The sequence below is a fragment of the Lysinibacillus sp. TE18511 genome, assembly GCF_054062295.1.
This window is the reverse complement of record NZ_JBSSFD010000029.1, coordinates 24272-49511: the sequence shown is the minus strand read 5'-3', so window position 1 is coordinate 49511 and position 25240 is coordinate 24272. Positions and strand designations below refer to the sequence as shown.

The window sequence follows — 25240 nt, the reverse complement described above, 5'->3', positions numbered from 1 at the left end:
ATTTTTAAATCGCTCCCTTTAATTTATTTCTTTAGGTTTCTACATTTAAAAATTTATAGTTAAACAAAAAAGAACTCCTCGTTGAAAGGAGTCCTTACGTACAAATATAATTAGATTAGTCTTCAAATTGATATAATGGTGTTGATAAATAACGTTCCCCATTAGAAGGTACAACTGCCAGAACATTTGCGCCCTTACCTAAACGTTTTGCTGCTTCAATAGCAGCATAGATAGCTGCACCCGATGAAATACCACATAAAATACCTTCTTCACGCGCTACTTTACGAGCTACCTCGAAAGCAATCTCATTTTCTACTGGAAATACAGAAGAATATACATCTGTATCTAACACTTCAGGTACGAAGCCGGCTCCGATACCTTGAATTTTATGAGGTCCTGGTTGACCGCCAGAAAGCACTGGTGAATCTTTTGGCTCAACAGCAATAATTTCGATATCAGGATATTTCTCTTTTAACACAGCACCCGCACCCGTAATTGTACCTCCTGTACCAACACCAGCAACAAATGCATCTAATTTTAAACCTTCAAATGCTTCTACAATCTCTGGACCAGTTGTTAAACGGTGAACAACAGCATTAGCTGGATTTGTGAATTGTTGCGGTAAGAAGTAACCATGCTCAGCAGCTAATTCTTCCGCTTTAGCAATCGCACCTTTCATACCTGCTGGTCCAGGTGTTAATACAAGCTCTGCACCATATGCACGTAATAAGTTACGACGCTCCAAACTCATTGTTTCTGGCATCACTAAAATTGCTTTATAGCCCTTCGCCGCAGCAATCATCGCAAGACCAATACCAGTATTACCAGAAGTAGGCTCGATAATTATACCACCTGGCTTTAATGTACCGTCTTTCTCAGCTGCTTCAATCATCGCTAAAGCTAAACGGTCCTTTACTGAGCTACCTGGGTTAAAATATTCTAATTTCACATAAACAGTACCTTCGTTTTCACCTGTTGCATGATTTAACTTTACAATTGGTGTTTTACCGACTAATTCAGCTACTGAGTTCGCTAATCTACTCATTTATCCATCCACTCCTAATCCCTACTATTTTCATAGGTTTTACTTATTTTGATTTTATCAATTTTTCCATTCGATTGTCAATCAATAAAACTTATATTTTCAGAATATTTATTGCCATCGAGCTAAACTAGGGTAAATAAAAAATCTGCTCAATATCCTAGAGTAGCCGTTACTCTGTTGACGCTAAACGTCTGCAGTGTTTTCCTGGCTCACTTTTCAAGCAGATATCTTGCAGATTCTTTAACTTCTTTCAGCAATTATTTTCTGTAGCGAAAGTGAAACGGCAGTTACAAATGTTTTTGTAGCGAAAGCGAAGTGACAGATACAGATACAGAAGTCTCCCACCTCTATAGATGGTGAGCCGAAATAGAGGAACTCAGTCTAAGAACGCCACGTCCTGTGGCAACGACTGAGTGACCAACATCGGTGCTGCTGACGCTGTGTTAGCACTACGCTTTCGCGCAAAAAACATTTGTTGGCCTAAAGCCTCCGGCGGATGTCACGAAATCGGAAAGGAGTTCTTAAGGGATGTTAGCCTAAAACCATCGCATCCATGCGATAACGGCTAACTGACCTGCATCGGTGCTGTGTTGCCGCTGCCGCTACGCTTTCGCGCAGTTAAAACCCTTTTGCTGTCGCTTCGCTTTCGCACAGACAAAGACACGTTGCTGCCGCTACGCTTACGCGCAAAAAACATCTGCAGGCCTAAGCACAAAGCCGATTCCGGACGCAATTATACCGAGGCATAATTGTTACTCATTTCGGAGCAATCTCTTATTTACCTTTTTTTGCTTCTCCGTAATACCAAGTTGCATTGAATTCCGACCAAAATGCTTCTGGTGTAACAGATTGTGGCAATTGCTCTAGCGCAAGCTCACGTTCAATATGTTCTTTCACATCGTCATATGTAAAGGATTGTCCTTCTACTATTTCTTGAACTTGTACAATTCCGTAATGTCCGTTGTCAAGCTTAAATGCTTTACTAACCTCACCTACTTTTAAAGCCTCCGCAGCTTTTAAAATGGCAGGATCAACATTTTCCTGTTTTTCCGTAAGGAAACCAATATCTCCTCCTAAACTAGCTGACGCGCTATCTACTGAGATTTCACGTGCTAGTACTGAAAAATCAGAGGTATTTTTTATTTCACTTAACGCTTCCTCAGCAGCTTTTTTGGAGTCCACCTCGATAAAATTAGTACGATAGCTTGTTTTCGTATTATACAGTGCCTGATTTTCCTCATAATATTTTTCAATACTGTCTTCTTTTATAACCACATCTTTTGTCAGTACCTTATCTAAAATAAGTTGTGAGCGGATTTTTTGTCGTAGCTGCTCCGCTGAAAGGTTTTTCATGGCTGTATCAAATTTATCTTGAGCAGAACGCATTAAAGCTAGCTCTAAATCAATCTCTTCATCCGTAACTTTTATTTTATATTTCTTCGCTGCCTTTTCCATCACAGATTCATTCACTAAATTTTGTAGTGTCTCTTTACCATAGCGTTCTTCCATGGCAACCATCCACTCTTGACGTGTAACAATATCCCCGTCAATGGCAGCGACTTGTTCATCGCTACCAATTTCTCGAACTTCATTTGGGATTAACCAAGCAATAAGCCAAAGAATATTTCCTAATAATAAAATTACAATAACTGTTAAAGCAGGTTTAGTTTTTAAACGGCGGTGCAATAAGGGCGTTTGGTTGGACGTTGTAGTTTTTAAAGGTCTTCGATTACGCGTTGAGCTCATCGATAAATCCTTCTAGCTCTTCTTTTGAGAAATGGTATGTTTCTAAACAGAAGTGACATTGTGCTTCTGCTTCGCCATCTTCATCAATCATTTCTCGAATTTCCTGTGTCCCTAAACCTAAAATTGCTGCACCAAATCGCTCTTTTGAACATTGACATTTAAATGCTACCGGCATGGAATCTAAAATTTGTAAATGACCCTTTCCTAATACAGCTTCTAAAATTTGCTCTGGTGTAAAGCCTTTTTCAATCATTTTTGAAACTGGCTCTATAGTAGCCAGATGCTGTTCTATTTCATCGATTGTTTCTTCTTCACAGCCTGGCATTAACTGAAGGATGAAGCCGCCTGCTGCGAGAATTGTGTTATCAGGATTTACTAAAACACCTAGACCAACTGATGAAGGTACTTGCTCTGATGTAGCAAAGTAGTAAGTAAAATCTTCAGCAATTTCACCTGATACAATTGGCGTTTGTCCAGAGAACATGTCTCTCAAGCCAAGATCTTTTACGATTGTTAATGAACCCTCTGCCCCAACACCTGCTCGAACATCAAGCTTACCGTGCTCGTTTAAATCGAAATGAACGTGAGGATTTGTTACAAAGCCACGTACTTCACCGTGCGCATTACTGTCCATTACCATTGGACCGATTGGACCGTTCCCCTCAATTTTAACAGTGATTTTTTCCTCACCTTTTAACATGGCACCCATCATCACTGCAGCAGTCATCGAACGACCAAGAGCTGCCGACACAACTGGCCATGTATTATGACGACGTTGCGCTTCTCCTACTGTTGCTGTTGTACAAGCTGCAAAAACACGAACCTGTCCATTAAACCCTAAACCTCGTACTAAATAGTCTTTCATAAATGAAATGTCCCTCATTTCTTATTGATTACGTTTATATAGCTTATATAAGCCTTTTAATGTTAAAAACGGGTCGACTATATCAATAACTTGCGTCTCCCCAGCAATTAAATTTGCTAATCCTCCAGTAGCAATAACTAAAGGCTCTTCCTTACTTTGCGCTTTAATGCGATTAACAATTCCCTCTACTTGCCCAACAAAGCCATAAAAAATTCCGGCCTGCATCGCAGATACAGTTGTCTTTCCAACAATATGTGGAGAGCGCAATATTTCAATACGCGGCAATCTAGCTGCCTGTGTATAGAGCGCCTCCGTAGAAATCGAAATACCTGGAGCAATAGCACCGCCCATATAATCGCCCTTTTCGTTTAAGTAACAATATGTTGTGGCAGTACCAAAATCAACAATAATCAGCGGTGCTTTATAAGCTTCAAGAGCTGCAATAGCGTTAACTATGCGGTCTGAGCCAACTTCACGCGGGTTTTCATATTTAATATTCAATCCTGTTTTCACACCTGGTCCTACAACGAGCGGTTTTTTACGGAAATACTTTTGACACATCGCTTCTAAGGAAAACATAATTGGTGGTACAACTGAGGATATGATAATACCTTTAACTTGTTCAAATGAAATGCCTGCATGATTAAAGAAAGATAGTACTTGCATTGCGTATTCATCTTCTGTTTTATGAAGGTCTGTCACCATACGCCAATGGAAGGCTAATTGATCGTTGTCATCATAGACACCTAAAACGATATTCGAATTCCCTGCATCTAAAACTAAAATCATGGTTGATGCCTCCTATTTATTGCACCTCATCGTAATTGTACCTGTCACTATACGATTGATACAACTAAAACAATGCATACTCATGCACAAAAAAATCAATTTCGCCTTGGCGTAATTGCGTCCGAATTTTGAATTGTGCCCGCACAATTCATTCCTTTCAAAATCCGTGACATCCGCCGGAGGCTTTATCTTCATTCAGTAGGTGATTGGATTAAAAAAGAATCATATCTGCATTCATCTCACCACCTTCATAGGTGCTTCTGCTGAATGAAGATAAAGTTAAAACACTTTAGAAAATAATACCACACTTTTATTCCTATGAAACAGCATTCATGTTCACTTTAAAAAGGAGCTAACTTTGATATTAGATAGCCCTTTAAAATTAAATCTCATACTAAAATTTCCGTTCCAGGCTACTCGCTTTCATGTGAGCGAGCGTCGAGCTTTCACTACGGGAAGCTTTGCTCTGCGACGAAAGCGAAGCGACAAGAGCACTCGACTAGCCCTCCACTCCAACCAGCGACAGCGTAGAACTTTTATAAATTTTATTCATTTCAAGAGTGAACACTATTGCTACTCACCGTAATTGAAAAGAAAAGACTTGTTATAGTAACGCAATTGTATATCAGTTATTCCCAGTACCGCACTTTCGCACAGATAAACATTATTCTGAAGTTTCGTTTTATAACTATAAATTAGAGTGCCATGCCAGAAGATACATCCAATGCGAATTGGTTGATTGGAGTGGAGACTGGGCGACTCCTCGGGGATCAGCGATAGGGGAACGAAGGCTAAAACCATCACATCCTGTGATAACGCCTTCGTGACCAACATCATGTTGGCCCGAGACCCTGGAGCGAGCATCGCGAGTGAAGCGGCTCATCGGACGCCCCCAGGAAGCTTTGCTCTGTGCGAAAGCGTAGTGCTAACGTAGCGTCAGCAATGTTTTATCTGTGCGAAAGTACAACGACAGCAACAACAAATGTTTTATCTGCGCGAAAGCGAAGCGTCAGCGGCAAAGCGCCCAGTCGGAACGGAAATCAACCTCTCATTTTGCCGAAGAGCCGTATTATGACAAAGGAGCCACCCTTATTAGGTAGCTCCTTTCATATTATTTAAAATTAAATTTTTCTGGGTCTGGACCACAACGTAATCCATCATTTAATGCATCTAACTGAGCCATTTCTTCTTCCGTTAATGCAAAGTCAAAGACAGCTAGATTTTCTGTCATACGTGTAGGAGTCATTGTTTTTGGAATTGTTACTACACCATGCTGAACATCATAGCGTAACACAATTTGCGCTGGTGTTTTTCTATATTTTGTAGCTAACTGCTGAATCAATGCTTCTTCCAACAAAGAACCATTCATTAGTGGTGACCACGCCTCTACCTGTACTCCCTTTTCCTTGCAATATGCACGTACTTCCTCTTGAATTAAGTGCGGATGAAATTCAATTTGATTTATAACAGGAATAATCGACGTTTCCTTTAATAAATTTTCTAGATGATGGACATGAAAATTACTAACACCAATTGAGCGTACACGTCCATCCTGATAGATCTTTTCAAGCGCTTTATAAACATCCACATAATTTGTATCAATGCCTGGCCAGTGAACTAAATATAAATCTAAGTAATCTAATCCTAATTTTTCTAAACTACTATCATAAGCTGTAAGTGTTTCTTCATAGGAAAGCCCATCATTCCAAACTTTTGATGTTACGAAAAGTTCTTCACGTGTTACTAAGCCCTCGTCAATTGCTGCGCGAATACCTCGTCCAACACTTTCCTCATTGCGATATACTTGCGCTGTATCAATGCTACGGTAACCTTTTGCAATAGCAGTTTTTACCGCTTCAGCCAAGTCATCCCCTTCAGGCACTCGAAAGACACCATAGCCTACTAACGGCATTTTTAGACCATTATTCAATGTTATGCTTCCCACTTTTTAACACTCCTATCCATATTGGCTATACATCCAATGTTCTGGTGTATTTGTACGGAACAAATATTAGAAACTCTATTACGCAGCTGCGTAAAATAATATCTCTATCCTAATATCTTATGCTGAAAAAAGGCAAAGAAAAAGACTGCTTACAAAAATCGTAAACAGTCTTTCCAATATTAATCACGTTTTTCATCGATACCTTTAGGTGTATCGTTTGGCTCTTGACCTTCTTTTGGTAGATCAGCCGTTGTTGGAGCTGGCTCATTGTTAAGCAATTCTTTTTTAACAACTGGTTCACCAACTACATCTAATGTTGGTTGAACTTCAACTTTAAGAGTTTTTTCTACAACCGTTTCAACCTCTGGCTCTGGTAAAACACCGTGGTCACGTAAATGCTCGATTTCTTGCGCATTCAATGTTTCTTTTTCCATCAATGTGTTAGCAATTAAATCAAGTAATCCTCGATTTTCAGTTAGGATTCGTTTCGTACGCTCATATTGCGTATCGATAATTTTTTGCATTTCTTTATCAATTTCATAAGCAACCGAATCAGAATAGTTTTGATCTGAATTAAAGTCACGACCAAGGAATACATTACCACCCTGACTTGAACCAAACTGCATAGCACCAAGATTTTCACTCATACCATATTCAGTAACCATGGCACGCGCAATACTTGTTACCTTTTGGAAGTCGTTATGTGCCCCAGTAGATACTTCACCAAGGACGATTTCCTCTGCCACACGACCACCAAGAAGCCCCGCGATACGGTCAAGTAGCTCTTGCTTTGTTGTGAAGAAGCGTTCTTCCTTCGGTAACATAATCGCATAACCTCCAGCTTGGCCACGAGGTACGATTGTTACTTTGTGTACTGTATCTGCTTCATCTAGCTCTAAACCAACAACTACGTGGCCAGCTTCATGGAAGGATACAAGTTTTTTCTCTTTTGCTGAGTATACGCGGCTAGCTTTCGCTGGACCAGCGATTACTCGGTCAGATGCCTCATCGATATCTGCCATATTAATTGTACGTTTACTTTTACGAGCAGCTACAAGTGCAGCTTCATTTAACAAGTTCTCTAAGTCGGCACCTGAGAATCCAGGTGTACGTTGTGCAACAGCTGCTAAATCCACTGAATCCGATAAAGGCTTGTTACGCGCATGTACTTTTAGAATCGCTTCACGACCTTTTACATCAGGGTGTCCTACTGTAATTTGACGGTCAAAACGACCAGGTCGTAATAACGCTTTATCTAAAATATCTGGGCGGTTTGTTGCAGCGATAATAATAATACCTTCGTTTGCTCCAAAACCATCCATTTCAACTAATAATTGGTTTAGTGTTTGTTCACGCTCATCATGGCCACCACCAAGACCTGCGCCACGTTGACGACCTACTGCATCAATCTCATCGATAAAGATGATACATGGTGCGTTTTTCTTTGCATTTTCAAATAAGTCACGAACACGTGATGCACCGACACCGACAAACATTTCTACGAAGTCAGAACCTGAAATCGAGAAGAATGGTACGCCTGCCTCACCCGCCACTGCTCGTGCAAGTAATGTTTTACCTGTACCTGGAGGACCTACAAGTAAGATACCTTTTGGAATACGTGCACCAATTTCAGTGAATTTGCGATGGTCTTTTAAGAAATCAACAACCTCTACAAGCTCCGCTTTCTCTTCATCAGCACCCGCTACATCTGTAAAACGAACTTTTTTCTTTTGATCATCATAAAGTTTAGCTTTACTTTTACCGAAGCTCATCACTTTATTACCGCCACCTTGAGATTGACTCATTAGGAAGAAGAATAAGAAAATGATAATGATGAAAGGAATAATCCCTGTAAAGAATTGAATCCATCCACTTGTTTCCGGCGCTGTTAAATATCTAATATTACTATTCTTATCCTTAGCAGCCTCATCGATGCGGTCCATTAAAGATTGGTTATCACGAGGGATATTTACTGTAAATTTTTGACCCTTTTCATAACCCTTCAGTGTACCTTCAACGATGTATACTGATTTATCAGGTTGAATTGTCGCACTTGTTATTTCTTTCTTATCTAGAGCTTCTTGAAACTCAGCATAAGTTAAATCTTTCGTTGGTGCATTGCCACCATTGAAAGTACCAAAAATACCGATAATCACTAGGAAAATCAGTAAATAGAATATGGTATATCGAAATATTCGATTCATCTCCAGCCTCCTCATTACAAACAGAAAAATTATAAGTAAAATCTTAACATATCATGATTTCATCATACAACGAAAAGCCCTACTTTAAAAAAGTTTCGTTCGATTTTTGTCGAAATCGAAACATATTCATGCATTTATCAAGTATACCTCGGCATAATTGTATCCCAGCTTAGTTGTACCTATTCCTTTATCTTGATACAGCTGAACAATATGCCTAAATTTTTGAATTACGCTTAAAAAAGTTCATCACCATAACGAGAGGTTAATTTTCGCTCTGACTGGGCGCTTTCCTGAGGGCGCTCTATTCCTCGCTTAGCGAAGCATGTATTTTATGCGTGAAAGCGACACGATGTTGGTCACGAAGGCGTTATCACAGGATGTGATGCTCTTAGCCTTCGTTCCTCTATCACTAATCCTCCAGGAGTCGCCCAACCTCCACTCAAATCAACTTATATACATGACGTACGTTTTAACAAATGTCATCCGTAACTTTTGGTGATGAACCTAAAAACAAAAATCCATGCCTTTGCTGGAGGCTCTCTCGTTTCATAGTTGGTGTACTTTCGTTAACCCCTACTTCTTAGAAAGAATAGACTTCTGGTTTTAAAATGCCGATATATGGTAAATTACGGTATCTTTCCGCATAATCTAAACCATACCCTACAACAAAACCGTCTGGTACTTCAAAACCAACATAATCAGCATCTAATTTTACTTTACGACCTGATGGTTTATCTAACAATGTAACGATTTTGATGGATTTTGCTTTACGGTATTTAAATAAGTCTACTAAATAGCTTAAAGTTAAGCCGCTATCAATGATATCCTCGATAATTAATACGTCACGACCCTCAACGCTTGTATTTAAATCCTTCAGAATTTTCACTTCGCCTGACGAAACTGTGGCATTGCCATAGCTAGAAACATCCATAAAGTCTAGCTCAATGAAAGAATCGAAACGTTTCATTAAGTCTGTCATAAAAGGCATTGCCCCTTTTAGAACACCAACAGCTAGCGGGAATGAATCTTTGTATTCCTCTGTCAATTGTGCTCCTAACTCAGCGATTCTTTCTTGTAATTGTTCTTCTGTAATCATAACTTTTTCGATGTCATTTTGTAACATATCGATTCCTCCTCGTGTGTATAAAAAAATTTTCAACCATTTTGGTGAAATTTTACAAAGACCTTAGTCTACGATGAGCACTGTATCATCGTTAGGTTGTGGAGTGGTTGAAAAAAACATTCCCATACGCACACCAATTACCGCTACTACCTCATCATATTGAGAAATCAGTAACGGCCAGCTATTTCGCTCATTTAAAGGAATCTTTTCATCTATAAAAAGGCGAGATAAACGTTTTGGCTGATCCATACCTTTTAACAGCATTCTGTCTCCTTCCTTACGCGCTCTAACATAGAGTGGAAGTTTGAGTTTGCTAGCGTTAAAATAAAAAAGTTTTGCAGTATCCGTCATCATTTCAGACGATAAATCAGACAACTTGACTACGCATAAATGTTCACCATTTGTCAGCGTTGCCCACCCATTAGCAGTTGAAATAACTTTTTTCTCAGGAGAAGTTTGCTCTTCTAATGGTTCTTTCTTCTGAATCGTTAATTTCCCGTAACGGCGAACTGCTATAAAATCTTCTGGCAAGTGAACTTCAGCATACCCAGCTATCGTATCACAAAGCTTTGAAATTGAAGTCAATAAAGCATAACTTTGTATCGTATTTGAATCTTTGTAAAGATAGTTTAATAGTATTAAAATGAGCCTCCTTTGTAAAGCAAGTGGTACCAATTGAAAAGCTTCAATTTCCATGCTATATGTATTTCCGCTTCTAATTTGTATCGTTCTAGAAAATACATCTTCCGCTAATGCCATTAAATAGGCATCATCTTCTTGCAATTGTTTTGTAAAATGGGTCACCTGCTCCGTTACTCGAGGATTTTCGGCTTCCAATAATGGCACCACATGATGTCTAAAACGATTGCGTACATAGGTGTCTTTAGAATTGCTAGCGTCTTCCCGATAATCTAAACCTTGTATAAGTAAATATTCCCTTATTTCGGACTTTGTAACCGTTAAAAACGGACGAATTAATGATTTTCCTTCAAAAAAGCGTTGTGAACGTATACCTTGCATACCATTTATCGTTGCATTTTTTGTCAGGGCCATTAATACTGACTCCAGTTGGTCGTCCGCATGATGTGCAGTTACAAGCTTGCTAGCGTTTGTTTTTTGCATGACCTCTTTAAAATATTGATACCGTTCTCTACGACAGATAAGCTGTGAATTTCCATTTTCTAAAGCCATGATTTCTGGTATTGGAATAGCTTTTGCATGTAAGTTTACACCATACTCATCACAATATTTTTGGACAAAAGCTCTATCCTCAGCAGATGCTTTACCTCTTAGCATATGATCAACATGTACGGCTTCTACCGTAATTCCCCATCGCTCTTTTGTTGTAACAAAATAATGGAGTAAAGCCATTGAATCTAATCCACCCGAAACGGCGACGAGAAGATGATCGCCTGGCTGTAATAATTGTTTTTTTTCAATAAATAATTTGACCTTTAATTCAAGTGACAAACGCTTCTCCTCCCCTTTTCGTTTTCTATTTTGTTGCTTTGCTCATAGAATGTTGAACTGGTCTAAACACAGCCCATGTAGGTACAACATGGGTAACTTCTAGCATCAATACAGTGCAATCGTCGTCAATGTTATAGAAAGATTGGAAAGATTGCATAATCGTTGTTAGTTTTTCCTGTATGGATTTAGTAGTGCCCGCTACCTGCTGCGCATACGCTAAAAATGTCTCCTCCTGCTCATCCCAATCATCCACACTTGAAAATAATCCATCGGAGTGCATTAAAATTACATCGCCCGCTTTCAGCTTTCTCTTTTCAGCCTCGACTGCTGAAATAGATAAAAATCCTACAGGTGCTGCATTACTTTCAACCTTCAGCACCTCTTTCCCACGTAAAATATACGTAGACATTCCCCCAGCCTTCCACGACCATAAATCACCGTGTTGTAAATCGACAAGGGCAAAATCTAGCGTTGCATACATATCATTTTGTTGCTTTAAAGACATGACATAATGCAACGTATGCATCGCAGTTTCTGGGTTCATATTGTAATTTAAGCATTCCCGCATTAAATGTATTAATTTTCTACTTTCATGCTGTGCTTCTTTACTCTGACCCATACCATCTGACAATAAAATTGCAAATAGTCCAGGATGCAATTGAAATAATGCATGGGAATCACCTGAATATAATGTTGCATCTTTAGACATGCTATATATATCATACTCTACTTCAAAGCTTATAGCTGATCTAAAGCTTACTTGAATGTGACGAAATGGTACATCACATGCTACTACTTTTTCAATTTCAAAGGGTTCTTCAAAAATATCGTACAAAATTGGCAGTATCATCCGTTCAGCTACTGTCGTGTCTTCCTCCCAATTGACACGTGCCGGTGCTAAGGCACATACAATTTTTCGTGCTCCAGGCTTATTGCTTATTACATCTAGTTGGAAACATTCAATATGTGCATCTTTTAATCGTTGAGTAATGTCCTTTTCCACACTGACGAAGGAGATAGCCTCTTCTTTCATCTCCGCTATTAATTGACTTAGATGATTGCTCATATCCCGCAGCTGAAGCGCAATCATTTTCTTACCATGAAAATACTGTCCATTAATGCGCTCTCTGTATAACTCTGTTTCTAATTCTTCAAAAATCTTCGTTGATTTTACACATTTTAAGCGTAGTTGTTCTTCGACACGGTGAAGAGCAGATTCCTTTCCAACGCCTTTCATATGGAACCAGTCCGTCATAAGCTTGTCCATTCCGTTATTTTGTGCTCCCCAACAGCGATCATACCGGAAGCAACTTAAACATGTATTCAGCGGTGATATTTCCTTTGCCTCTTCTATCGGGACCGTCATAAAGCGTTCAAACACTAGCTCCTTCATAAATTGTACAAAATGCTGAAAATGCTCTAGTTTATACGTAACATGCTCCGTTAGCCAATTTTGACGAGCGAGCAAGACCTCCTCACGTTGTGGAAACAACTTGTCCCGCACCTTATCAGAATATTTTTGGGGGATGGTTAGAAAAACAATACTCCCGATAGCAATCGATGTAAAATAAACACTATCTAACGGTAATGTTGCATCGTAAAATAAAAAAAACACACTTGGCAAAATGCTACTAATTGCTACACCAAACCTTCCAGCACGAGCCCCCATCCCTGCGCACAATCCCGTTAAAGTTGCTACAGAAAGCATACCTGAAAATGAAAGTTTTGCAACACCAATAAGGGTCCCGAGCACGGCTCCGATAACCGTTGCTAATGGTACACTTCCTACTAGCGCACCAAAACAAATTAATAGTTGTAATAGAAAAATGGGGAGTGAAAAATAACTTATGACAATAGCTTGCATCCCTGTAAGCATAGCAGCAAATACAACTAATCCAGAACCTAGCTTCTCATATGTCCAATGACTCGTAAACCATTCATAAGAATTAACAAACAACACTTGCATAAACAACGTCATAATAAGGGCTAAAGCTGCTTCACAGCCTACATAAAATTGTACAAGCACCGGTGGTAAGCCTTGATACATAATCCCCTGCCACATGATCTGCACAAACAGTACCGCTAAAGAGACTGCAATACTTTGTGGCAGCTGCCAATAGCGAAAGCGCATAATACATTCATACATAACAATTTGCAACGCTAAAATAAAGACTTGTCCAAAACCAAGGAAAAAGCACCCTATTAAACCACCACACAAAACATATTTGGCATATTCCTTATACTTCGTTCGAATAATTGCCCAAAAAGGAACCGAGAAAGGTACAGCCGCTTCAAATACAACAGACTGAGCTAAAAAAAAGGATGTTAAAAAAAGTAGGGAGCCAATCATCAATTGCCTTTTTTTCGCTCCTAATTTCTGATCATCATCTACATTTGCTGTGTTATACCATTCAACACTCGTCATTTCACTATCCCCTTTCTGCACTTTTGGCTATTATAAAAAATTATGTGCGGAAAGATTGTCTGACGGTGACAGAAAAAAATATAAACATTTCGACGAATACATATACATAAATACGAGATATGGCAACAATTCCCACGAAAACTATAGCGTGTACAAAATCAAAATCAGCTAATCAATTATGCCTCGGCATAATTGCGTCCGGAATCGGCTTTGTACTTAGGCCTGCAGATGTTTTTTGTGCGAAAGCGAAGCGGCAGCAACAAGGTTTTATCTGCGCGAAAGCGAAGCGGCAGCGGCAAGGTTTTATCTGCGCGAAAGCGAAGCGGCAGCGGCAACAACATGATTTTAGGCTAACTTCCTTTAAAGAACTCATTTCCGATTCCGTGACATCCGCCGGAGGCTTTAACCAATTTATAAATTTTTATATTGACCATATATTTTTATTATTTTTTTAAGAAAACTACTTGACGTTAGTAACAAAGGCTTGTATTATTTAACTTGTCCTTAAAACAAATGCGGAAGTAGTTCAGTGGTAGAACACCACCTTGCCAAGGTGGGGGTCGCGAGTTCGAACCTCGTCTTCCGCTCCATAATATTAATGGCGGCCTAGCTCAGCTGGCTAGAGCGTACGGTTCATACCCGTAAGGTCGGGGGTTCGATCCCCTCGGCCGCCACCATAGTAGGCCCCTTGGTCAAGTGGTTAAGACACCGCCCTTTCACGGCGGTAACACGGGTTCGAATCCCGTAGGGGTCATTTCAAATAGGCGTCTCAGAATCGTTCTGAGGCGCCTATTTTTTTGCACGATCAATTTGCCTCTACATAATTGCGTCCGGAATGGGCTTTAGGCCAACAAATGTTTTTTGCGCGAAAGCGTAGTGCTAACGCAGCGTCAGCAGCACCGATGTTGGTCACTCAGGCGTTTTCACAGGATGTGAAGGGCTTAGCCTGAGTTCCTCTATCTCAGCGGATGTTTGGACATTTGCTGAAAGAAGTTAAAAAAGATATGGCAGTAACCTTTCCAGTTATAAAATTATGTACTAGGAAACGCCATATTTACTTATGTTTTTTACTGTCTACAAAAAATATGGCATACTAATAATGAAAAGAACGAATTAACTAGGAGGTTTATTTCCTTTGGGTTCATTAACAAAAGCTGCTTTAATTTGCGGAAGTGGCTCTATGATTATTCTCGTATCCATTCTTATTAATTTACCTTTTGCTTTACAAATATTTTTACTCATCGCTGGGCTAGCCGTTAGTGTATATGGTGTGTTTTTACTTGTCAAAATGGTTGTTAACCCAGTAGAAAAGTCTTCAGAAGCACCTACTGAACAAAAACCCGCGCCAGCTCCTAAAAAGAAAAAAAGACCCACATCCACGTTGTAGGGAATTCATGTATCCCTACTAGAAAAGTTATAATGACGTATGGCTAGATGATATTTCGAGGTAGCCTTTTTTATGAAGTTTTGAGGATTATATTATTTAACTATCAAAAAAGGGATTAGCTTTAATAAAAGCTAATCCCAACTCTATTTCATACACTTTTTCTACGATTAAAACAGTCAGCAAACTACCCTCTTCTTGCGCCGCGACCACCGCGTTTTGACTCTGTAGCACGTTTAAGTGTTGTTAGACGCTCATCACTATCTTTTAAGAAACGTGCCATTTTCTGTTCAAAATTCTCTTTTGGTTGATGACGCTCGTTGCGATCATTAGAACGATTATCGCGACGAGGACGTGCTGGACGCTCTGGACGCTCTGGTCTCTCAGCTTGAGGCTTTGCTTTACGGATTGAAAGACCAATCTTTCCGTCCGCTTCAACATTCATCACTTTTACTTCAACTTCATCTCCAACTTTTAGATGCTCATTGATATCTTTTACATAATTGTCAGCAACTTCACTGATGTGTACTAAGCCAGTTTTGCCATCTGGCAGCTCAACGAATGCTCCAAAATTTGTAATTCCTGTTACTTTACCTTGTACCTTGCTGCCTACTTCAATTGACATAAAAAAAATGCTCCTCCTTAAAAATTAAGCGACTCATTTGAGCCATGTAATCAATTTAATCAAACTTTTTACTGCAATAAGTTTCTCTTTTCATTATATATAACATAAAAAGAGTGTCAACAATACATAGCTTTTCAGTCGTCTTTTTTATCTTTCTTTTCTGGTATGACTTCTTTTTTATCCTTTTTTTCTGGTATATCGCCTTTATTTTCTTTCTCTTCCGGTATAATGAAAATAATTTCACCTTCTTCAGATAGGAAATAATCTTTGCGTAATAGCTTCGCGATATATTCATCATCTTCTAATTGTTTAATTTTAAGATTTAATGAATCTTGATCTTCCTTCATTTCAGTTAGATGCTGATTCGCTTCGTCTTTTTTTTTCTCTTTTACAGCTAGTGTTTTACTTTGTTGAAAAAGTATATTTATGAGAAATGCGATAATAACGACTGGCACAATCGTAAAAAAGACAATACGTCGTATTTTTCTTTTCAGTAATTGTTTTTTACGATTTATAGCTCTATCCGTGTTACGGACATAGTCATTATCAAGTTTAGTAAAGTTTTTTTGGTCATCATTTGATGAATGACGTCTAGACATGCCCGCACCTCCGAAAATTATTGTTGTCTTTTATTATACTTGATAAATCGGACTTTTTTTAAAAAAGTGTAGGACAAATACGAATAAATTTTGACAAAAGGTCTTAAAATAAAAGCGCCTATATTCATTAGTATCTGTAAAATTTGTCGAATGATAGCAATTATTAATTGTACGACAAACCAGAAGGGTCTCCATATTATATTCACCAAAACCTTTGCGATGAAACGTAAAAATGTTTGAAAAAATGTTTGATACAAAAAAATTCCGGCTATTTGCGCTAGCGGGTCATAAGCCCGCCAAGCGCCATCTTTTAGCCAAAATAATAAATAGTATGTCAGGCCTCCGAGCAGAATCCAGGTAAGTAGTTCAAATACCATCATCCATCTTCGAAGGCTTGACCTTTTTGGAGTTGAAAAAACAATGAGCCTTACACTATCAATAATGAATCCAACTGCTATACCGCTCAAAACCATGACTAATAGCTGAACAAATTGTTCACTAACAATCATCCAAACAATTTATGAAGGAAACCTTTCGAGAAGCCACTTTCCTCCTCGTCGTACTGCAAAGTTTTTACAGTTCCTTCAAGCGTCAATAACCCTTTGTCAACATCTAAATGAACGATATGCAGTTCTTCTCCACGGATTAACAAATGCCCTTGGGACGTCTTGATAAAAAACTCTTCCTGATCAAAGCGTTCAATTGATTTTACAGAAGTCATGTCCATTCTTTTACGATTACGAATCGTTAAAATATGCTCTCCAGATGGAATTGTGTAACGGTTACTTTCTTGATGTAGCGTCATTTTCTTCCTCCTTTAGTCGTCCTAGCTTCTGTTCACTTTATGCGGACAACCTTAAAAGCATGACAACTTTATTAAAGTTGCTAAACTTTTATCTCCAGCACGTTTATGGCAAAAGACAAGCGACAACCTCAGAAGACTCCTACACTATTATTAATTAGTCCTCGTCATCAATAAATTCAGGTTCAATTTTTTCAAGGCGCTCTTCCTTCAAAATAGTAAACATTTTTGCTGCATCTTCTTTTTTCACAGTATCACGTAATTCCTCTACACGTGCTGTCACAATTTTTTGTCCAAAACGAATGGCTAGCTCGTCGCCAGCTTTAACAGCACTACTAGCTTTTGCGATCTTACCATTGATCGTAATACGGCCTTGGTCTGCCACTTCTTTCGCCAATGTACGACGTTTAATTAATCGTGATACCTTTAAAAATTTATCTAATCGCATACTTTTACTCCTTTTCTAACTGTTTTGCTTCATTCCAGAAAGCATCTAACTGTTCTAATGTGTAATCAGAAAACGGCTTTCCACTTTCTTTTATTTTCTCTTCTACATAACCGAAGCGTCTCGCAAACTTCTCATTGGCATGTAACATCGCCTCTTCTGGAGATAGCTTATAGAAACGTGCTAAATTCACAAGTGTGAACAGTACATCTCCAAATTCATCAAGACGTGACGCATTTGTACCTTTCGTGACCTCATTACGAAATTCCTGCCATTCCTCCGCAAACTTGTCCCATGCACCATCCACATCAGGCCAATCAAATCCTACCGTTGCAGCTCTTTTTTGATAATTATAGGCTGTTTGTAAAGCTGAGGATGCTCGGTATTCCTCTTCCAATAGCGGCTTCTCACTTTTACCCTTTTCTTCTGCTTTTATAGCTTCCCAATTGGCTACAACACCCTCTGCATCTTCTACCGATACATCACCAAATACATGCGGGTGTCGACGAATCATTTTTTCACTGATTGAAGCTAAAACATCTTCCAATGTAAAATAGCCTTGATCTTCTCCAATTTGTGCATGAAGGAATACTTGTAATAACACATCTCCAAGCTCCTCAATCATTGCAAAGTCATCCTCTGCATCTACAGCTGCCAAATATTCATGTGCCTCTTCTAATAAATATTTTTTCAATGATTCATGCGTTTGCTTTTGATCCCATGGACAACCATCTGGCCCTCTTAAAGTAGCAATAATTTGACGGAAAGTGGTCCAGTCTCGTAATGCCCCCTCTTGTGATTTCACAGGCGGCACATATACAGTTGTTAAATTATTCACCTCAACACTTTGATCGAGTTCATAAAGTGGTACTGTTACTAACTTTTCCTGTGCTGACCCCGCTGCCGTAACAACAGTAACAGGGTATTCATCATCATATTTCTCCATCAACGTTAGCTTTACTTCTGATGCACTGAATGTATCATATACTTGGGCTATTAAAATATGTTGACGCATGTTAATGTCATGCATAGAAAAGCTAGTGCCATCTAGCAATTGAAAGCCTTCAATTGGGTCGATTTTCAACGCGCCAAATATTGGATCTAAGAAGCTTTGCCCACCTTCAATGATTAAATTTACCTTTCCCTCATCCGCCGCTGCAATAAGCAACTGTACAGTCTGCTCCGCGACAAGTGGATGTCCTGGTACAGCGTACATTACATCTTCCATTACTGCCGCAGCCACAAGTTTTTCTGCAATTTCCTCATACACAGGCTGGAATGAATTATGTTCTTCATAGACTGCATCAAAGCTTTCAAATTGTAAGCCTTCTGCTGATAATTCATCTAATACTGGATGATCCACTGTACGAACATATAATTTTCTAGCTGCTTTTATTTTTTTATAGACACCCATTTGCAGTTGATCAAAATCACCCGCACCTAAGCCAATAACTGTTAATGTATTCAATCCATCCACCTACTTCTTCCGATTTAACCATAATTGATAAACAGCCATTTTGCGCCCAAACGGCAGTAAGTACCACTCTTTTTCAGCCAGTACTCGTAACTTAGCAATTACTGTCATCATTACAAATGCACCTAAACATACGGCTGTAGAACCTGCTATCACTGCGACAAATCGGGGTGATAAAAATTGGTTTAACAACTCTGGCACAAACTGTAACCAAACTAATACTACAATTGCCATGCTGAATGAAGCAATTCCAACTTTTTTGTAAAAATCTGCTGGCGCTAATTGAATTGCTGTCATTTTCTTTAAATAAAAAGCAAGCATCAGTGCTGTAAATAATAGACCCACATTATTAGCAATGGCCGCACCTACTACTCCGAAGAATCTAACTATCAGCACATTTAATATTATTTTTAATACAAAACCTATAATTAAAAATAACGCTGGCTTTTTTAATTTTCCATAACCTTGCAGAATAGCTGTAAATGTCAAAATAATAGACAAAGGGACAATTTGTAACACATATACCATAAGCACTTCTGACAGTGCATCTGTTTTAAAAAGCATTGCATTAATATAAGGCATAACGAGTATTAAACCTAGAGATGCTGCCCATCCAAATAATACTGACGCTCTATACGTTAGCTGTATAAACGGGATTGCACTACGCCCATCCTGTTTTTTAGACATATGTGCAATAAGAGGCACAATAGCAAGCGAAAGAGAAGAAGCAATGACAATTCCAAGCTGTACCAATGGCTGCCCGCGGTCATAAATGCCTTTTGTTTCTTTAGCTACCGTCTGATCCATACCACCTTCGATTAATAGTGAATAAATAGTAAAGGAGTCCACTAGCTGATAGCCTAGTAACAATAGACCACTCATGCTCACACTTAAGCTTAGCAATGTTACCTCTTTAATAACGGAAAAACCTTCGATACGTTGCTGTAGTTTTTGATCTTTCAATAGGCCAAAACGTTTTTTAAAGATAAACGCCAGTAATAAAAAGCCTACAATTTCACCAATTACTGTACCTATAATGGCCATTTGCCCTGCGCTATATAGTGATTTTGTCGTCGTCATAATAATAAATGTACCTGCTAAAATGACAGATACTCTCACAGCCTGTTCAAGGACTTGTGCATAAGCAATCGGCTCCATAATACCTCTTGATTGAAAGCCACCCTTCAAAGTAGCGAGAGCTGGCATGACAAGCACTATAAATGAACCAGTCCGTATTAATGGTGCTAGCTCAGTATCGCCCATGAGCTGTGCAAGTATTTCAGCACCACCAAATAAAACACCAAAAAACAACAACGATAGTAGTGTTAAATAACGAAAAACAATACGTATAATTCCGCTACGTTTCCGATTTCGCTCCAACGGGTCTAAAATACAATCATTATCTGCTAGCATTTTAGAAATGGCTACTGCAAAGCCACTAGATGTCCATACAACAAAAATGGATATTATTGGATAAACTTGCTGGTAAATATAAAACCCTTCATCACCAACAAGGTTTTGAAAAGGCACACGATAAATTGCACTTAGAACCTTCACAATAAGAGCAGCAATTGTAAGTAATGCCGCGCCCTTCATGTAGCTTTTCATGCCAAAACGTTCCGACATAAATTGCCCTCTTTCCTTCTATAACAATGCCAATAGTATAGCATATCTCAAAAGTTTGACGCGCCCGATAGCACCATCATAAATATTCTGTATATAACTATGTACAAAAAAAGTTATTGTTCAGCCTAAAAGGTCAGCGCAATAACTTTAAATTTTCATTAACTATTCATTTGTTTCGCTAAGAAGTTAGCAGCTGTTTCTGCCACTTTGACTTCAACCTCACCGACAAAATGCACTTTAGACAAAACGATAATACAACCGATTGGGTCACCATTTACCATAATAGGCGTTGCACAATATGACTTCACTTGCTCATATTGTCCAGGAACAATCTCAATAGTTGTTTCCATTTTTTCTATTTTTGTTGAACGCTCATCCATGAAACTTTCCGCAAAGGATGTAATACGACGATTAATGTACTCTTTCTTACCGATTCCTGAAACAGCAATTACTTCATCTCGGTCGGTTACAAATGCTGGAGTACCTAACGTTTCATATAATGTTTCTACATATTCTCTCGCAAATTCTCCCAAATCATTAATTGGAGAATATTTCTTTAAAATGACTTCACCTTCACGGTCTGTATAAATTTCTAGCGGGTCACCTTCACGAATACGTAGCGTCCTACGAATTTCTTTTGGAATAACCACACGCCCTAAATCATCAATACGACGAACAATTCCTGTTGCCTTCATTCTTAATGCCTCGCTTTCGCTACAATGAAATTTTTATTCAACAATAGTATGGTTTTTTATGAAGCAATCTATGCAAAAACTGAAGAAAAAGGATTTCACAGCCAACTTATTTTTTCAAAAGGTTTTTGAAAGCCTAAGCCATTGTGCTCTAAATGCTTCTAACATGTAGAATTTTAACTTCAATCAACTTATCTTAGATTAACCACAGAACAAATTTCTATAAATGATTTATGAAAAAATTTAGTGAACCATAATAATCAATTCGACTTTGACGTTTCGACGCTTGTCATTTTATTCTTAGCCGAATAAAAAAGGCTGATCATTACCCATCGTGAGGTAAGATCAGCCTTTCATCTATTGTTGTTTTTTTGCATTAGCAATAATTTGCATCATTTCTTCTAAAATATCAAAGGGTTGATATTTTCCACACTTTCGTTCATCGATTGTAAATTTCAATTGCATACCATCCATACCAAAACCGACAGCACGTTCAAATTTCATGGATTCCTCAACAATTTTACCGCCATCAACGCGCGCTGTCCCTTCGGCAGACAACAATAGTGTGACAATCTTTTGCTTTTCTTTCACAGATAATACCCCTGCATCTAATCCCCATACCTTCATACGTGCAATTCGCAGTAAGCGTTCTGTTTCAATCGGAAGATCACCGAAGCGATCCGCTAATTCCTCCATAATTTCGCCATATTCTTCCACATTATCCATTGCCTTGATACGTTTATACATTTGAATTTTTTGATAGCCGTCAGGAATGTATACATCTGGGATATATGCATCCACACTCAATAGAATTTCAATGTCTGGTTTTTCTTCTTTTTTCACACCTGTTTGACGCTCGGCAATTGCTTCTTCTAGCATTTGTGAATATAAATCAAAACCGACAGAATCAATAAAGCCATGCTGTTGAGCCCCAAGCAAGTTACCAGCTCCACGAATGGATAAGTCACGCATAGCAATTTTAAAACCTGATCCCAACTCTGTAAATTCTTTAATCGCCTGTAATCGTTGCTCAGCTACATCTGTAAGAACTTTATCACGTTGGTACATAAAGTACGCATATGCCACCCTATTAGAACGCCCTACACGACCACGCAATTGATAAAGCTGCGCTAAGCCCATTCGATCAGCATCATGGACAATCAATGTGTTCACATTTGGTATATCCACACCGGTCTCGATAATAGTTGTCGTTACTAGCACATCATAGTCACCTGCTAAAAAGGCCAATATTACAGATTCTAATTCGGATTCCGTCATTTTCCCATGTGCATGCCCTATGCGTGCTTCTGGAACAAGCATTTGAATCTCCTCGACTTTTCGAGCCATATCCTCTACGCGATTGTATAAATAGAATACTTGGCCTCCACGTGCCATTTCTCTCTCAATGGCTTCACGCACTAATGCACCACTATGCTCCATTACATACGTTTGCACCGGGAAACGGTTGGCTGGTGGCGTTTCAATAACCGATAAATCACGAACGCCTACCATCGACATATGCAACGTTCTTGGAATTGGAGTAGCTGTGAGCGTTAATACATCGACATTTGTTTTTAGTTGTTTAATTTTTTCCTTATGTGTGACGCCAAAACGTTGCTCTTCATCTACAATGAGCAGTCCTAAGTCTTGGAATGTTAGATCCTTAGATAAAATTCGGTGTGTTCCAACGACAATATCAACTTGTCCTTCTTTTAAACCTTTTAAGGTCGCTGTTTGTTCTTTTTTTGTACGGAAACGAGACAAGAGTCCTACGTTTATGGCGAAGTCTTGGAATCGTTCACGAATAGTTTCATAGTGCTGCTGCGCTAAAATTGTTGTTGGAACTAGGAAAGCGACCTGTTTACCATCTTGAATTGCTTTAAATGCGGCACGAATTGCTACCTCTGTTTTACCATAGCCTACGTCACCACATACGAGGCGATCCATAGGGCGTTCACGTTCCATATCACGTTTTACTTCAACAATTGAACGTAGCTGATCTTCAGTCTCCTCATACGGGAATGAAGCCTCGAAATTACGCTGATCATCGTTGTCAAACGCAAATGCATGGCCCTTCTCTGCTTCACGCTTCGCATAAAGTTTAATTAAATCATCAGCAATATCTTGTACAGCAGACGATACCTTTGCTTTGGCTTTTTTCCACTCTGCTCCACCTAATTTATGTAGCTTCGGTTCACGTTCTTCAGATGCCACATATTTTTGAATTAAATCGATTTGCTCTACTGGTACATATAATTTATCATCTGCACGATATCGAATGTGTAAGTAATCCTTATGTGTACCATTTACCTCTAATGTCTCTACACCAATATATTTCCCAATACCATGATGTACATGTACAACATAATCACCAGGTTTAATTTCTGTATAGCTTTTAATACGTTCGGCATTCGTCATTTTTTGAGGACGTGCTTTTTTCTTCGCCTGTTGTTTGAATAATTCATCCTCTGTCACGATCGCTAGACGTTGTAATGGCAATTCAAAGCCACTAGACAGTGAACCATCCACAATATAAATACCCGGCTCTGTTGGATCACCGATTGTCGTATGAATATCATATTCCTCAAGCATTTCCTGTACACGTTTAACACGTTCTTTATCCCTAGTAACGATAAGTACAGTAAATTTACCAAGTAGCCAGCGTTCAACCTCACTTTGTAATAAAGACATTTGACCATGAAATTGCTGCATTGGCTTACAAGAAAAGTTTGTCGTCTTATTAAACGTTACACCTGCAAATGTCCGTGAAAATAATGAGAAATATAATTTTTGCTGTGACAGCATGGCTAATATTTCTTTTAAAGAGAAGGCAGGCTTTACATCATGCACCATTTTTCCTTCTTCAATTAAAGATAAAAACCATTCATCCTCTTCACGTTCCCAGGCTTCCATAACCTCCTGAATACGGCCAAGCTCATCAAATAGCACAATCCCATCATGTGCAAAATAGTCACCTAAGTAAGCAGTTTTCTCATACAATAACGAACCATATTTGTTTACATAATCGGGTAAATTCCCCTGCTGTAACAACTCAATATCATATTGTATATGCTGATAAAGTAACTCCTTTGTCTCTTGTTTTTTGACTTTCTTTAAACTTGTCGCTAATGCCGCTTCTAAACGACTTGCCAACGCGACTCTTTCTTTCTTCGTCAAAATAACTTCAGACGCTGGTAGGATACGAACTTTTTGCAATTTATCAATGGAACGTTGATCATCCGCTGAAAATGTTCGAATAGAGTCCACTTCCGTATCAAATAACTCAATACGAATAGGTGACTCTAAATACGGCGGATAAATATCTAGTATGCCACCACGTAACGCAAATTCACCAGGTGTTGTCACCATTGAATTACGTACGTACCCCATCTCTACTAATGTTTGCAGCCATTCTTCAGTCTGAATTTCCTCGCCTACTGCTGTTTGTAAAAAATATTGTAGCCAATGCTCTTTAGGCTGCATCACTTTGCGTAAGCCCGCAACTGGTATCACATAAACAGCTTTTTCACCTCTAGCTAGGTGATCGAGTGTCGCGATTCGCTCTGCACGTAACTCTGGAGAGGCTACAGACAAATCTGCGGCAATAAACTCATCCGCAGGATAATAATGAACATGCTCCTCACCTAAAAGTCCCACAAGCTCGTCAGCCATTTTTTGAGCTTGCAATAGATTAGGAGATACAATATAGATTGGTTTTTTTACATATTCAAATAACACATCGACCATTACCGGGCGTGTGCTTCCTGTTAATCCTGTAATAAGTTGTGATGCAGTATGACCGCTCTGAATCTCCTGTAAAAATGATGTGATATGTTTGTCCTGCGACACAAGCTGTCGTAAAACTTCCACAGTCAAAAGCTCCTTTCAGCGCGTAATTCTATTCGTCATATACTACGAATCTAGTACTATAATACGCATCTTTATTGTCCATTTTTTAAACGGAAAAAGCTTTGAACGCAC

General features: G+C 38.9%; 24 protein-coding genes and 3 tRNA genes. 8 read left to right on the top strand and 19 right to left on the bottom strand.

Annotated elements, in window-relative coordinates:
* Positions 1–115: 115 nt before the first annotated feature.
* From cysK to ACVWXS_RS18365, 5 genes are all read right to left on the bottom strand, one after another.
* Positions 116–1045, bottom strand: coding sequence for a cysteine synthase A (gene cysK / locus ACVWXS_RS18385; protein ID WP_374964285.1), 930 nt, complete (start codon positions 1043–1045; stop codon positions 116–118).
* A gap of 565 nt (positions 1046–1610) precedes the next feature.
* Positions 1611–1742: a hypothetical protein gene (locus ACVWXS_RS18380; protein WP_456958769.1), complete on the bottom strand. Its 132-nt coding sequence runs from the start codon at positions 1740–1742 to the stop codon at positions 1611–1613.
* Between the two features lie 77 nt (positions 1743–1819).
* Positions 1820–2791 carry a peptidyl-prolyl cis-trans isomerase gene (locus tag ACVWXS_RS18375; protein WP_374964286.1) on the bottom strand — a complete coding sequence of 324 codons (972 nt, stop codon included), beginning with the start codon at positions 2789–2791 and terminating at the stop codon, positions 1820–1822.
* Positions 2775–3656, bottom strand: a complete 882-nt coding sequence (hslO, locus tag ACVWXS_RS18370) for an Hsp33 family molecular chaperone HslO (protein WP_456959553.1) — start codon at positions 3654–3656, stop codon at positions 2775–2777. Before hslO ends, ACVWXS_RS18375 begins: the two co-directional genes overlap by 17 nt.
* Before the next feature lie 21 nt (positions 3657–3677).
* Positions 3678–4445 (bottom strand): type III pantothenate kinase, encoded by a 768-nt coding sequence (locus ACVWXS_RS18365; RefSeq protein WP_068986604.1) that lies wholly within the window; start codon positions 4443–4445, stop codon positions 3678–3680.
* 739 nt (positions 4446–5184) lie between these two features.
* On the opposite strand from ACVWXS_RS18365, the gene ACVWXS_RS18360 reads away from it, so the two are divergent.
* Both ACVWXS_RS18360 and ACVWXS_RS18355 read left to right on the top strand, forming a co-directional pair.
* Positions 5185–5379, top strand: coding sequence for a hypothetical protein (locus ACVWXS_RS18360; RefSeq protein ID WP_456959552.1), 195 nt, complete (start codon positions 5185–5187; stop codon positions 5377–5379).
* Entirely contained in the window at positions 5355–5564 is a 210-nt protein-coding gene (locus tag ACVWXS_RS18355; protein ID WP_456959551.1) for a hypothetical protein, read from the top strand. Before ACVWXS_RS18360 ends, ACVWXS_RS18355 begins: the two co-directional genes overlap by 25 nt.
* Here the strand turns inward: ACVWXS_RS18355 and ACVWXS_RS18350 are convergent.
* The 5 genes from ACVWXS_RS18350 to ACVWXS_RS18330 form a co-directional block, all read right to left on the bottom strand.
* Positions 5557–6390, bottom strand: a complete 834-nt coding sequence (locus ACVWXS_RS18350) for an aldo/keto reductase (RefSeq protein ID WP_456959550.1) — start codon at positions 6388–6390, stop codon at positions 5557–5559. The genes ACVWXS_RS18355 and ACVWXS_RS18350 overlap by 8 nt on opposite strands.
* A 179-nt stretch (positions 6391–6569) precedes the next feature.
* The gene (ftsH, locus tag ACVWXS_RS18345; RefSeq protein ID WP_456959548.1) at positions 6570–8594 is read right to left on the bottom strand and encodes an ATP-dependent zinc metalloprotease FtsH; all 2025 of its coding nucleotides are present in this window, start codon (positions 8592–8594) and stop codon (positions 6570–6572) included.
* Between the two features lie 580 nt (positions 8595–9174).
* Complete coding sequence (gene hpt / locus ACVWXS_RS18340; protein ID WP_368638491.1) at positions 9175–9717, bottom strand: hypoxanthine phosphoribosyltransferase; 543 nt, start codon at positions 9715–9717, stop codon at positions 9175–9177.
* Positions 9718–9780: 63 nt separating this feature from the next.
* On the bottom strand, positions 9781–11187 hold the full coding sequence (gene tilS / locus ACVWXS_RS18335; RefSeq protein WP_456959547.1) for a tRNA lysidine(34) synthetase TilS: 1407 nt from the start codon (positions 11185–11187) through the stop codon (positions 9781–9783).
* Positions 11188–11212: 25 nt separating this feature from the next.
* Positions 11213–13612, bottom strand: coding sequence for a SpoIIE family protein phosphatase (locus ACVWXS_RS18330; RefSeq protein WP_368638489.1), 2400 nt, complete (start codon positions 13610–13612; stop codon positions 11213–11215).
* A gap of 119 nt (positions 13613–13731) precedes the next feature.
* Here ACVWXS_RS18330 and ACVWXS_RS18325 point away from each other — a divergent pair, with 119 nt between their 5' ends.
* The 6 genes from ACVWXS_RS18325 to ACVWXS_RS18300 all read left to right on the top strand — a co-directional run bounded on the left by ACVWXS_RS18325 (position 13732) and on the right by ACVWXS_RS18300 (position 14999).
* The gene (locus ACVWXS_RS18325) at positions 13732–14067 is read left to right on the top strand and encodes a hypothetical protein (protein WP_456959545.1); all 336 of its coding nucleotides are present in this window, start codon (positions 13732–13734) and stop codon (positions 14065–14067) included.
* A gap of 60 nt (positions 14068–14127) precedes the next feature.
* Positions 14128–14202: transfer RNA gene (locus ACVWXS_RS18320), tRNA-Gly, on the top strand.
* A 10-nt stretch (positions 14203–14212) separates the two neighbouring features.
* Positions 14213–14289: transfer RNA gene (locus ACVWXS_RS18315), tRNA-Met, on the top strand.
* 5 nt (positions 14290–14294) lie between these two features.
* A tRNA-Glu gene (locus tag ACVWXS_RS18310) sits at positions 14295–14366 on the top strand.
* Between the two features lie 70 nt (positions 14367–14436).
* Positions 14437–14562: a hypothetical protein gene (locus ACVWXS_RS18305; protein ID WP_456959544.1), complete on the top strand. Its 126-nt coding sequence runs from the start codon at positions 14437–14439 to the stop codon at positions 14560–14562.
* A 185-nt stretch (positions 14563–14747) separates the two neighbouring features.
* Entirely contained in the window at positions 14748–14999 is a 252-nt protein-coding gene (locus tag ACVWXS_RS18300) for a hypothetical protein (RefSeq protein WP_456959543.1), read from the top strand.
* Between the two features lie 184 nt (positions 15000–15183).
* Here the strand turns inward: ACVWXS_RS18300 and ACVWXS_RS18295 are convergent, their stop codons facing one another.
* The 9 genes from ACVWXS_RS18295 to mfd form a co-directional block, all read right to left on the bottom strand.
* Positions 15184–15621, bottom strand: coding sequence for a S1 domain-containing RNA-binding protein (locus ACVWXS_RS18295; RefSeq protein ID WP_368638487.1), 438 nt, complete (start codon positions 15619–15621; stop codon positions 15184–15186).
* Between the two features lie 134 nt (positions 15622–15755).
* The gene (locus ACVWXS_RS18290; protein WP_368638486.1) at positions 15756–16220 is read right to left on the bottom strand and encodes an FtsB family cell division protein; all 465 of its coding nucleotides are present in this window, start codon (positions 16218–16220) and stop codon (positions 15756–15758) included.
* Positions 16221–16237: 17 nt separating this feature from the next.
* Positions 16238–16729, bottom strand: coding sequence for a spore cortex biosynthesis protein YabQ (gene yabQ / locus ACVWXS_RS18285; RefSeq protein WP_068986596.1), 492 nt, complete (start codon positions 16727–16729; stop codon positions 16238–16240).
* Entirely contained in the window at positions 16726–17025 is a 300-nt protein-coding gene (gene yabP, locus ACVWXS_RS18280) for a sporulation protein YabP (RefSeq protein ID WP_004229167.1), read from the bottom strand. The genes yabQ and yabP overlap by 4 nt, the downstream gene beginning before the upstream one ends.
* A 154-nt stretch (positions 17026–17179) precedes the next feature.
* Entirely contained in the window at positions 17180–17470 is a 291-nt protein-coding gene (locus ACVWXS_RS18275) for an RNA-binding S4 domain-containing protein (RefSeq protein ID WP_049667371.1), read from the bottom strand.
* A gap of 4 nt (positions 17471–17474) precedes the next feature.
* Entirely contained in the window at positions 17475–18935 is a 1461-nt protein-coding gene (gene yabN, locus ACVWXS_RS18270) for a bifunctional methyltransferase/pyrophosphohydrolase YabN (RefSeq protein ID WP_456959541.1), read from the bottom strand.
* A gap of 9 nt (positions 18936–18944) precedes the next feature.
* Complete coding sequence (locus ACVWXS_RS18265; protein WP_456959539.1) at positions 18945–20567, bottom strand: putative polysaccharide biosynthesis protein; 1623 nt, start codon at positions 20565–20567, stop codon at positions 18945–18947.
* Positions 20568–20725: 158 nt separating this feature from the next.
* On the bottom strand, positions 20726–21262 hold the full coding sequence (gene spoVT / locus ACVWXS_RS18260; protein ID WP_068986592.1) for a stage V sporulation protein T: 537 nt from the start codon (positions 21260–21262) through the stop codon (positions 20726–20728).
* A gap of 354 nt (positions 21263–21616) precedes the next feature.
* Positions 21617–25129 (bottom strand): transcription-repair coupling factor, encoded by a 3513-nt coding sequence (gene mfd / locus ACVWXS_RS18255; RefSeq protein WP_456959538.1) that lies wholly within the window; start codon positions 25127–25129, stop codon positions 21617–21619.
* Positions 25130–25240: the final 111 nt, after the last annotated feature.

Bases quoted from the DNA above. Each gene is read 5' to 3' on its own strand.
- cysK (WP_374964285.1), bottom strand. From the start codon at position 1,045: ATGAGTAGATTAGCGAACTCAGTAGCTGAATTAGTCGGTAAAACACCA.
- ACVWXS_RS18380 (WP_456958769.1), bottom strand. From the start codon at position 1,742: ATGTTTTTTGCGCGTAAGCGTAGCGGCAGCAACGTGTCTTTGTCTGTG.
- ACVWXS_RS18375 (WP_374964286.1), bottom strand. From the start codon at position 2,791: ATGAGCTCAACGCGTAATCGAAGACCTTTAAAAACTACAACGTCCAAC.
- hslO (WP_456959553.1), bottom strand. From the start codon at position 3,656: ATGAAAGACTATTTAGTACGAGGTTTAGGGTTTAATGGACAGGTTCGT.
- ACVWXS_RS18365 (WP_068986604.1), bottom strand. From the start codon at position 4,445: ATGATTTTAGTTTTAGATGCAGGGAATTCGAATATCGTTTTAGGTGTC.
- ftsH (WP_456959548.1), bottom strand. From the start codon at position 8,594: ATGAATCGAATATTTCGATATACCATATTCTATTTACTGATTTTCCTA.
- hpt (WP_368638491.1), bottom strand. From the start codon at position 9,717: ATGTTACAAAATGACATCGAAAAAGTTATGATTACAGAAGAACAATTA.
- ACVWXS_RS18330 (WP_368638489.1), bottom strand. From the start codon at position 13,612: ATGACGAGTGTTGAATGGTATAACACAGCAAATGTAGATGATGATCAG.
- ACVWXS_RS18325 (WP_456959545.1), top strand. From the start codon at position 13,732: ATGGCAACAATTCCCACGAAAACTATAGCGTGTACAAAATCAAAATCA.
- ACVWXS_RS18295 (WP_368638487.1), bottom strand. From the start codon at position 15,621: ATGTCAATTGAAGTAGGCAGCAAGGTACAAGGTAAAGTAACAGGAATT.
- ACVWXS_RS18290 (WP_368638486.1), bottom strand. From the start codon at position 16,220: ATGTCTAGACGTCATTCATCAAATGATGACCAAAAAAACTTTACTAAA.
- yabQ (WP_068986596.1), bottom strand. From the start codon at position 16,729: ATGATTGTTAGTGAACAATTTGTTCAGCTATTAGTCATGGTTTTGAGC.
- yabP (WP_004229167.1), bottom strand. From the start codon at position 17,025: ATGACGCTACATCAAGAAAGTAACCGTTACACAATTCCATCTGGAGAG.
- ACVWXS_RS18275 (WP_049667371.1), bottom strand. From the start codon at position 17,470: ATGCGATTAGATAAATTTTTAAAGGTATCACGATTAATTAAACGTCGT.
- ACVWXS_RS18265 (WP_456959539.1), bottom strand. From the start codon at position 20,567: ATGTCGGAACGTTTTGGCATGAAAAGCTACATGAAGGGCGCGGCATTA.
- spoVT (WP_068986592.1), bottom strand. From the start codon at position 21,262: ATGAAGGCAACAGGAATTGTTCGTCGTATTGATGATTTAGGGCGTGTG.